A 6761-nucleotide genomic window follows, 5' to 3' on the forward strand; every position below is an offset into this window, starting at 1 on the left:
GTGCAGTACCGGGTTGCTCTACTACAAGCATTCAGCGTCTTAACTTCTGTATATGGGCTGAATCATGTAATCGAGTTGTCGAGCAGTATATGTTGGTGGGCTAGTTTATAGGCAAGCCTGCCTCAAGGCAAAATTCACTTGTTTGCTGTCGGCCATAAATCACAGCTCTGTGGCTGCTTTATCTCAAGTCTTTCACATATTTGTAACCGCAAGGTTAAATCTGTGGGGCAAAAGATTACTACCTTGAAAGCTTTGCTGAAAACACTTGAAATTAAAGAGTACGCTCTCTATATTTTCCTGCCGGGCCTTACGATCAGAGAAGACCCGTCGACTCGCATTGTAGAAGAGTCTGTCGTGAGTCAATATGTTAATCATAACAATATGAATCTAGAGTTAATTCAATTCAGAGTAAACCATGATACAAGTTTCCAATCTTACTAAAAATTTTGATGACTTCTGCGCTGTAAATAATATCAGCTTTACTGTCAAACCTGGTGAAGTCTTAGGGTTTCTAGGGCCAAATGGCGCAGGTAAATCAACAACAATGAAGATCCTGACAGGGTTTTTGGCACCCAGTGAGGGGCAGATAGCGGTAATGGGACATGATGTTTTATCGGACCCGATTGCCGCCAAGAAAGAAATTGGTTATCTGCCTGAAGGTGCACCTGCTTATGCAGATATGACGGTTATCGCATCACTAAGGTTTATCGGTCAGGTGCGAGGTTTTTCTGGGGCTCAGCTGCAGACCCGAATTGACCAGGTTGTGGAAAAGGTCGCGTTGGAACCGGTTCTGAACAAGAAGGTAGAAAACCTGTCGAAAGGTTATTGCCGCCGTTTGGGGATCGCCCAGGCCTTGATTCATGATCCCAAAGTGCTAATTCTGGATGAGCCGACTGATGGCTTGGACCCAAACCAAAAACATCAGGTTCGACAGTTAATCCACGATTTGTCAGAAGACAAGATTGTTATTGTCTCGACGCATATACTTGAAGAGGTGAGTGCGGTTTGTTCTCGTGCCATGATTTTGGCTCAAGGAGCCATCGTCTTTGATGGAACGCCTGAAGAACTAGCTGCCATGTCAGAGCATCATAACGCGGTGACAGTCAGGCTTTCAGAACATAATGAAGACATTATCAGACAGCTGCAAGCTTTACCGCAGGTTGAATCAGTTGATAGTGACTCGACAGGTTCAATCAAGGCTTACCCAGTGAATGGGCAGGCGATTCTTGCACCAATTAACTCCGTGTTACATGCCGCCAATTGTCAGATAGAAGAACTGCATGTCGAGACGGGGCAGTTGGATGATGTCTTTAGGAAGGTAACAATCGAAGCAGAGCAGGCTGCTCGTACGGGAGGTCGCTCATGAACGTCATGAATATTGTATTAAAAAGGGAGTTGGCGAGTTATTTCTCAACGCCTGTCGCTTATATCTTTATCGTTATATTTCTAATGCTCAGTGGTGTGTTTACTTTCTATTTGGGGCATTTCTTTGAGCAAGGTCAGGCTGACCTTGGGGCTTTCTTTAACTTCATTCCCTGGCTATATCTTGTTTTGGTGCCTGCAGTGGCGATGCGCTTATGGTCTGAGGAACGTCGCAGTGGCACCATTGAGTTGCTAATGACTTTACCTCTATCTACTTTGGAGCTGGTGGTTGCCAAGTTTCTTGCGGCGTGGCTTTTTATCGGTCTGGCTTTGCTTTTGACCTTCCCTTTATGGATAACCGTTAACTATCTTGGGGAGCCTGATAATGGCGTGATTTTCGCTGGATATATTGGTTCATGGCTAATGTCTGGTGGTTTTTTGGCGATAGGTTCATGCCTGTCAGCAACAACGAAAAACCAGATAATTGCCTTTATTCTAACCTTGGTGGTGTGCTTTCTAATGGTGGTAGCAGGGTTTCCAATTGTTCAGGATGTTTTCTCGTCTTGGGCGCCGTTGTGGTTGGTTGATGGCTTCGCTAACCTAAGCTTCCTGACTCACTTCGATGCGATATCCCGTGGTGTTATTGATTTGCGCGATTTTGTTTATTTTCTTGTGCTCATTTCGGCCTGGCTCTATGCCACTGTTTTGGTCGTTGATATGAAGAAAGCGGATTAAGGGGAGATAGACATGACTAATTTAAAATCATCTAAAGGTTTATTGATTGTATTTATTGCCATGTTTGTGGTGATTCTCGTGAGCTCCAAACTGCTAAGCGGTGTTCGCTGGGATTTGACTGAAAATGGTTTGTATACCTTGTCTGACGGCACTAAGAAAATAATTAAAAGTCTTGATAAGCCCGTGAACTTAACCTTGTATTTTTCTGATAAAGCGAGTTCACAGCTTCCTGCTTTAAGGACTTATGCTCAAAGAGTCGAAGAATTGTTGCAAGAGTATGTAGGTCTATCTGACGGGAAGCTCAGCTTCGAAAAAGTAGATCCTGTGCCTTTCTCGGAAGCTGAAGATGAAGCTTCCTTGGCTGGCTTGCAAGGCGTGCCAGCAGGTTCCCGAGGTGACGAAATTTACTTTGGCTTGCGTGTACAGAATGAAGACGGCGCAGAAGAAGTGATTCCATTTATGCAGCCAGACAAAGAGGCATTCCTTGAGTATGAATTGACGCGTTTGATCTCGTCTCTGTCAAAGACGGCTTTGCCTAAAGTCGGAATTTATAGTGGCGTGGAAATCAATGGCGGCTTTGATTATATGACTCGACAGACACGTCCAGCTTGGTCGATTGTCGAATATATGCAGGAAGGCTTTGAACTGGAATGGATAGAAGACAATGCCACCGAAATTCCTGAGGTGGATGTGCTCTTGCTTGTTGCACCTCAAAACCTTTCAGATAGTTTGTTGTTTGCGATAGATCAGTTTGTCCTGAAGGGTGGGAGAACCTTGGTATTTCTCGACCCGTACTCTGAGGCACTTGCCGGACAAAGCGGAATTCCTTCTGTACAACGTTCAGATCTTAATAAGTTGCTGCCTGGCTGGGGTCTCCAGTTGCGCGAAGATGTGATCGTGACTGACTTCGCAAACTCTATGGTTGTCGGGCTTGGACAGAACCGAAATCCGGTGCGACATATTGGCTTGTTAGGGATGGACCCGAGCACGGCGAGCTCAGGCGAAGACATTGTCTTGTTCGGATTAGAGAGCATGAACTGGTCTTCAGCGGGTATCCTGGATAGTCTTGAAGACCGTCAGACGGAAGTGAATGTCTTGTTATCGAGCAGTGAACAGTCAATGCCACAAAAAGCTGAGCTCTTAACAAATCTGCAAGACCCTCAAGACTTATTGAATGACTTTGAACCAACGGGCGAGCGCTATGCCCTTGCTGTAAGAGTTTCAGGGAAAGCGAAGACCGCTTTTCCTGAAGGTGTAACAGTGCAGAAGCAGATCTTATCTGATAGCGATGAGCCAAATGCTGAGGGCGACTCTTTGGATGCCGAAGAGGTTCAGAAAACCGAAACAGTTAGCGAAACGCTTTTACCGGAAATAAGCGAAGGTGAGGCGCTTAACTTGATGATTGTTGCGGATTCAGATCTACTGACAGATCGACTGTGGATTCAGGTTCAGAATTTCTTTGGTCAGCAGATTGCCACGCCTTGGGCCGATAATGGTAGTTTCCTGGTTAATGCTCTGGAAAACTTTTCGGGGCATCCGGAGCTAATTCAAATTCGTAGTCAGGGGCGCTTTAATCGTCCTTTTGATAAAGTTGAAGATATACGTATGGCGGCTGAAGAGCGCTTCCTGGAGCAGCAAGAGTTGCTCGAAGAAGAGCTTCAGGCAACTGAGAGTAAGCTGATGGATCTGGAGCGTTTACGGGGTGAAGGTGATGGTGCTCTATTTACTGATGAGCAAGCCCAAGAGTTAGAAAGCTTTCAGGTTGAGAAGCTTAAAATTCGTAAACAGTTGCGAGATGTTCAGCATCAGTTGGACCAGGATATTGAAAACTTGGGTACGCGTTTGAAGTTGATTAATATCTTTTTAGTGCCTGTACTAGTTTGCTTGTTTGCGCTATTTGTCGCAATGCGCAAGCGTTCTGTGCAGCGCTAAAAGGCCTCACCCTTTGACACAGTCGCCCGCTGCTCGCTCGATTCTGGTACTAGATTCCGGAGTAGGGGGCTTGAGTGTCTGCCAATCGATTCTGGCGACAATGCCAGAGTTGCAAATTATCTATTTTGCAGACGACGCTTACTTCCCTTATGGTTTGTTGCCGGAGCAGGTGCTTCGGCAACGCTTAAGAGAAGTTGTCTCGGCAATGTTGCTCCAACATAAGCCAGAGCTGGTTGTTCTGGCTTGTAATACTGTTAGCACCCTAGTCCTGCCGGATTTACGGGCGGAGTTTGATGTGCCCTTTGTCGGCGTTGTACCCGCTATAAAGCCCGCAGCCCAGATGACCCAAAGCGCGGTGATAGGGTTATTAGCGACTCCGGCAACGGTTAAGCGCCAATATACAGATCAATTAATTAAGGACTATGCAAGTCATTGTTGCGTGGTTCGAATTGGTAGCAGTGAGCTTGTTGAACAAGCCGAAATGCACTTGTCGGGTTACCCAGTTGATCAAGCACTTCTTGCTCGAGTGCTGGCACCGTTTAAACAAGAAGTCGATGGCTCAAGGGTAGATGTGGTTGTCTTGGGATGTACTCATTTCCCTTTACTTAAAGATCAGCTTAGTGCCTTGCTTCCCCAGGTAAGCTGGGTAGATTCCGGTGAAGCGATTGCAAAGCGAGTGCAGCATTTGTTGGCTGGTGAGCAGGGGGTTATTCCAGGGCAAGATCTCTCTACAAAGAACGCGATTCATCAGATTTATTTTTCTGAGATGACGCCTAATGAAGAGGTGTTCTCGGAATCATTACAAGCCTTGGGCTTAGCTCAATACCAGCTTCACTGTTTCTCGGCCAGTATGGACTGAAATGCGGGTTGGCCCAGTACGCTAAAAGTCTGCTCTTTACAGAGCTTCAAACCCTTCTTTTCAAGTAGGTCTGCGTAATTGTAAAGGCCATGAATAGCATTGCCTGCGACCGCAAAGAAAGCCGTTGCGGCGGTTAGCCAGTAGGCTTGCTGAGCAGTCTTTTGAAATATATTGCCACTGGCAGTTTTAAAATCACCAATAATCACGTAGCCACCTGGTTTACACAGTTTGATCAGGTGGTCTAACACCGCATTCATTTTGTCTTTCTCAAATACTGTTAGAAAGAAGTTGGCAACCACGACATCATAATTAGCTTTTGCTTCATGCTTGAGTATGTCACCAAGGATAGGTTTAATATTGAGTGACTCCTTATCGGGGTGCTTCTCAATAAGTTTGAGGTTGGTATCCATCATTGTTGGTGATAAATCAATTAATGTCGATTCAGCACCGAGTTCAGCTGCTCTAATGGCATCATCACCTTGTCCCGCACCAGCAAATAAGACTTTACTACCAGTCTTGACGAGTTCTTCATCAAGCATCGCTAAGCGGCATTCCTGTATAGCATTGCCGCTATATAGTTTGCTTAAAGTGTCGTAGGAACGTCCAATTAATCTGTATTTGTCTAACATGGTTTGAGCTTTCAAAGAGAAGAGGCAGGTTTGACTATAAGGCTTTGCATTATTATGGATGTTCTGAGGAAAAAGGCCAGCTTATATCTCAATAAGCTGGCTCGCATTGTTGTTAATCTGTTCAAGTGCGTCACGGCCTGGAACGGCTCTACCAAAATAGAAGCCTTGAATCTCCTGGCAGCCCAAAGACTTTAGGTAACTTAGTTGAGTCTCGGTTTCGACGCCTTCGGCAACAATATTGAGTTTCAGGCCGTGGGCCATGGATACAATAGCATTAACGATGCAGGCATCATCGTGTGTATCTTCAATATCCTTGATGAAGGACTGGTCTACTTTCAAAGTATGAATAGGCAGTTTATGAATATAGTTCAGTGATGAATAACCCGTGCCAAAGTCGTCAATGGCAATGGTGACGCCATGCTCAGAGAGTTGTCTGAGTTTTTGAGTCATATTCTCAAGGTCGTTCATAATAACATTTTCAGTGAGCTCGATTTCGAGATTTCCGGGCGGGAAATCTGCCTGGCGCAAGCTGGATAGTAAACGCTGTACAAAGCGCGGGTGTTCAACCTGGAGAGGTGAGAAGTTTACTGATAAGCGAATGTCACTTTGGCCGCTGTCGATCCAGGATTTAATTTCTTTACAGGCCGAATGCAGTACCCAGTCGCTAATATCAGACATTAGTCGGGTTTCTTCGGCTAAAGGAATAAACTCGCCAGGATAGATTAGACCACGCTCAGGATGCTGCCATCTTACCAGCGCTTCAACACCGATGGTCTTACCTGTCTTGGCAGAAATTTGAGGCTGATAATAAACTTTGAACTGGTTACGTTCCAGTGCGTTTCTAAGGTCTCTTTCCAGGCTCAAACGATTTGAGGTGTGGATGGCCATATCTTCGCTGTAGTACTGGTAACCATCTTTACCGCGTCCCTTTACATGGTACATAGCAACATCGGCATTTTGGATGAGCTGGTCAACCGTGTTCCCGCCATTAGGGTAGACGGCAATACCAATACTTACGCCGACAAATACTTCATGCTCACCCAGGTCGAAAGGGGCTTTGAGTGTTGAAATGACTTTCTTGGCAATGGTTCTGGCATCTTCAGGCGAAGAAATTGATGGCAGAAGTAGGGTGAATTCATCTCCACCAAAACGAGATAAGGTATCACACTTTCTGACGCAGCTTTCAAGGCGAAGGGCCACAGACTGCAATAAGCGGTCGCCCATAGCGTGCCCCAAAGTATCGT

The 6761-nt window shown here is 45.7% G+C and carries 7 protein-coding genes; 5 read left to right on the forward strand and 2 right to left on the reverse strand.

The annotated features are described in order from the left end of the window. Positions 1–222: 222 nt before the first annotated feature. The 5 genes from A3756_RS08455 to murI are packed head-to-tail and all read left to right on the forward strand — an operon-like array spanning position 223 to position 4888. Positions 223–441 carry a hypothetical protein gene (locus A3756_RS08455; protein ID WP_068514689.1) on the forward strand — a complete coding sequence of 73 codons (219 nt, stop codon included), beginning with the start codon at positions 223–225 and terminating at the stop codon, positions 439–441. Further along, entirely contained in the window at positions 416–1366 is a 951-nt protein-coding gene (locus A3756_RS08460; protein WP_068514691.1) for an ABC transporter ATP-binding protein, read from the forward strand. Before A3756_RS08455 ends, A3756_RS08460 begins: the two co-directional genes overlap by 26 nt. Continuing rightward, positions 1363–2097, forward strand: a complete 735-nt coding sequence (locus A3756_RS08465) for an ABC transporter permease (RefSeq protein ID WP_068514694.1) — start codon at positions 1363–1365, stop codon at positions 2095–2097. Before A3756_RS08460 ends, A3756_RS08465 begins: the two co-directional genes overlap by 4 nt. 12 nt (positions 2098–2109) lie before the next feature. Then, positions 2110–4029, forward strand: coding sequence for a Gldg family protein (locus A3756_RS08470; RefSeq protein WP_068514696.1), 1920 nt, complete (start codon positions 2110–2112; stop codon positions 4027–4029). A 13-nt stretch (positions 4030–4042) separates the two neighbouring features. After that, positions 4043–4888, forward strand: coding sequence for a glutamate racemase (gene murI, locus A3756_RS08475; RefSeq protein WP_068514699.1), 846 nt, complete (start codon positions 4043–4045; stop codon positions 4886–4888). Here the strand turns inward: murI and A3756_RS08480 are convergent. Together A3756_RS08480 and A3756_RS08485 are read right to left on the reverse strand one after the other, a co-directional pair. Further along, entirely contained in the window at positions 4861–5517 is a 657-nt protein-coding gene (locus A3756_RS08480) for a bifunctional 2-polyprenyl-6-hydroxyphenol methylase/3-demethylubiquinol 3-O-methyltransferase UbiG (protein WP_068514702.1), read from the reverse strand. The genes murI and A3756_RS08480 overlap by 28 nt on opposite strands. Positions 5518–5598: 81 nt before the next feature. Beyond that, a partial coding sequence (locus tag A3756_RS08485) for a bifunctional diguanylate cyclase/phosphodiesterase (RefSeq protein WP_156490372.1) occupies positions 5599–6761 on the reverse strand: 1163 nt, incomplete at its 5' end.

It is taken from the genome of Oleiphilus sp. HI0086 (assembly GCF_001635225.1).

Coding starts and splice junctions, on each gene's coding strand:
- A3756_RS08460 (WP_068514691.1), top strand. CDS start 416: ATGATACAAGTTTCCAATCTTACTAAAAATTTTGATGACTTCTGCGCT.
- A3756_RS08465 (WP_068514694.1), top strand. CDS start 1,363: ATGAACGTCATGAATATTGTATTAAAAAGGGAGTTGGCGAGTTATTTC.
- A3756_RS08470 (WP_068514696.1), top strand. CDS start 2,110: ATGACTAATTTAAAATCATCTAAAGGTTTATTGATTGTATTTATTGCC.
- A3756_RS08480 (WP_068514702.1), bottom strand. CDS start 5,517: ATGTTAGACAAATACAGATTAATTGGACGTTCCTACGACACTTTAAGC.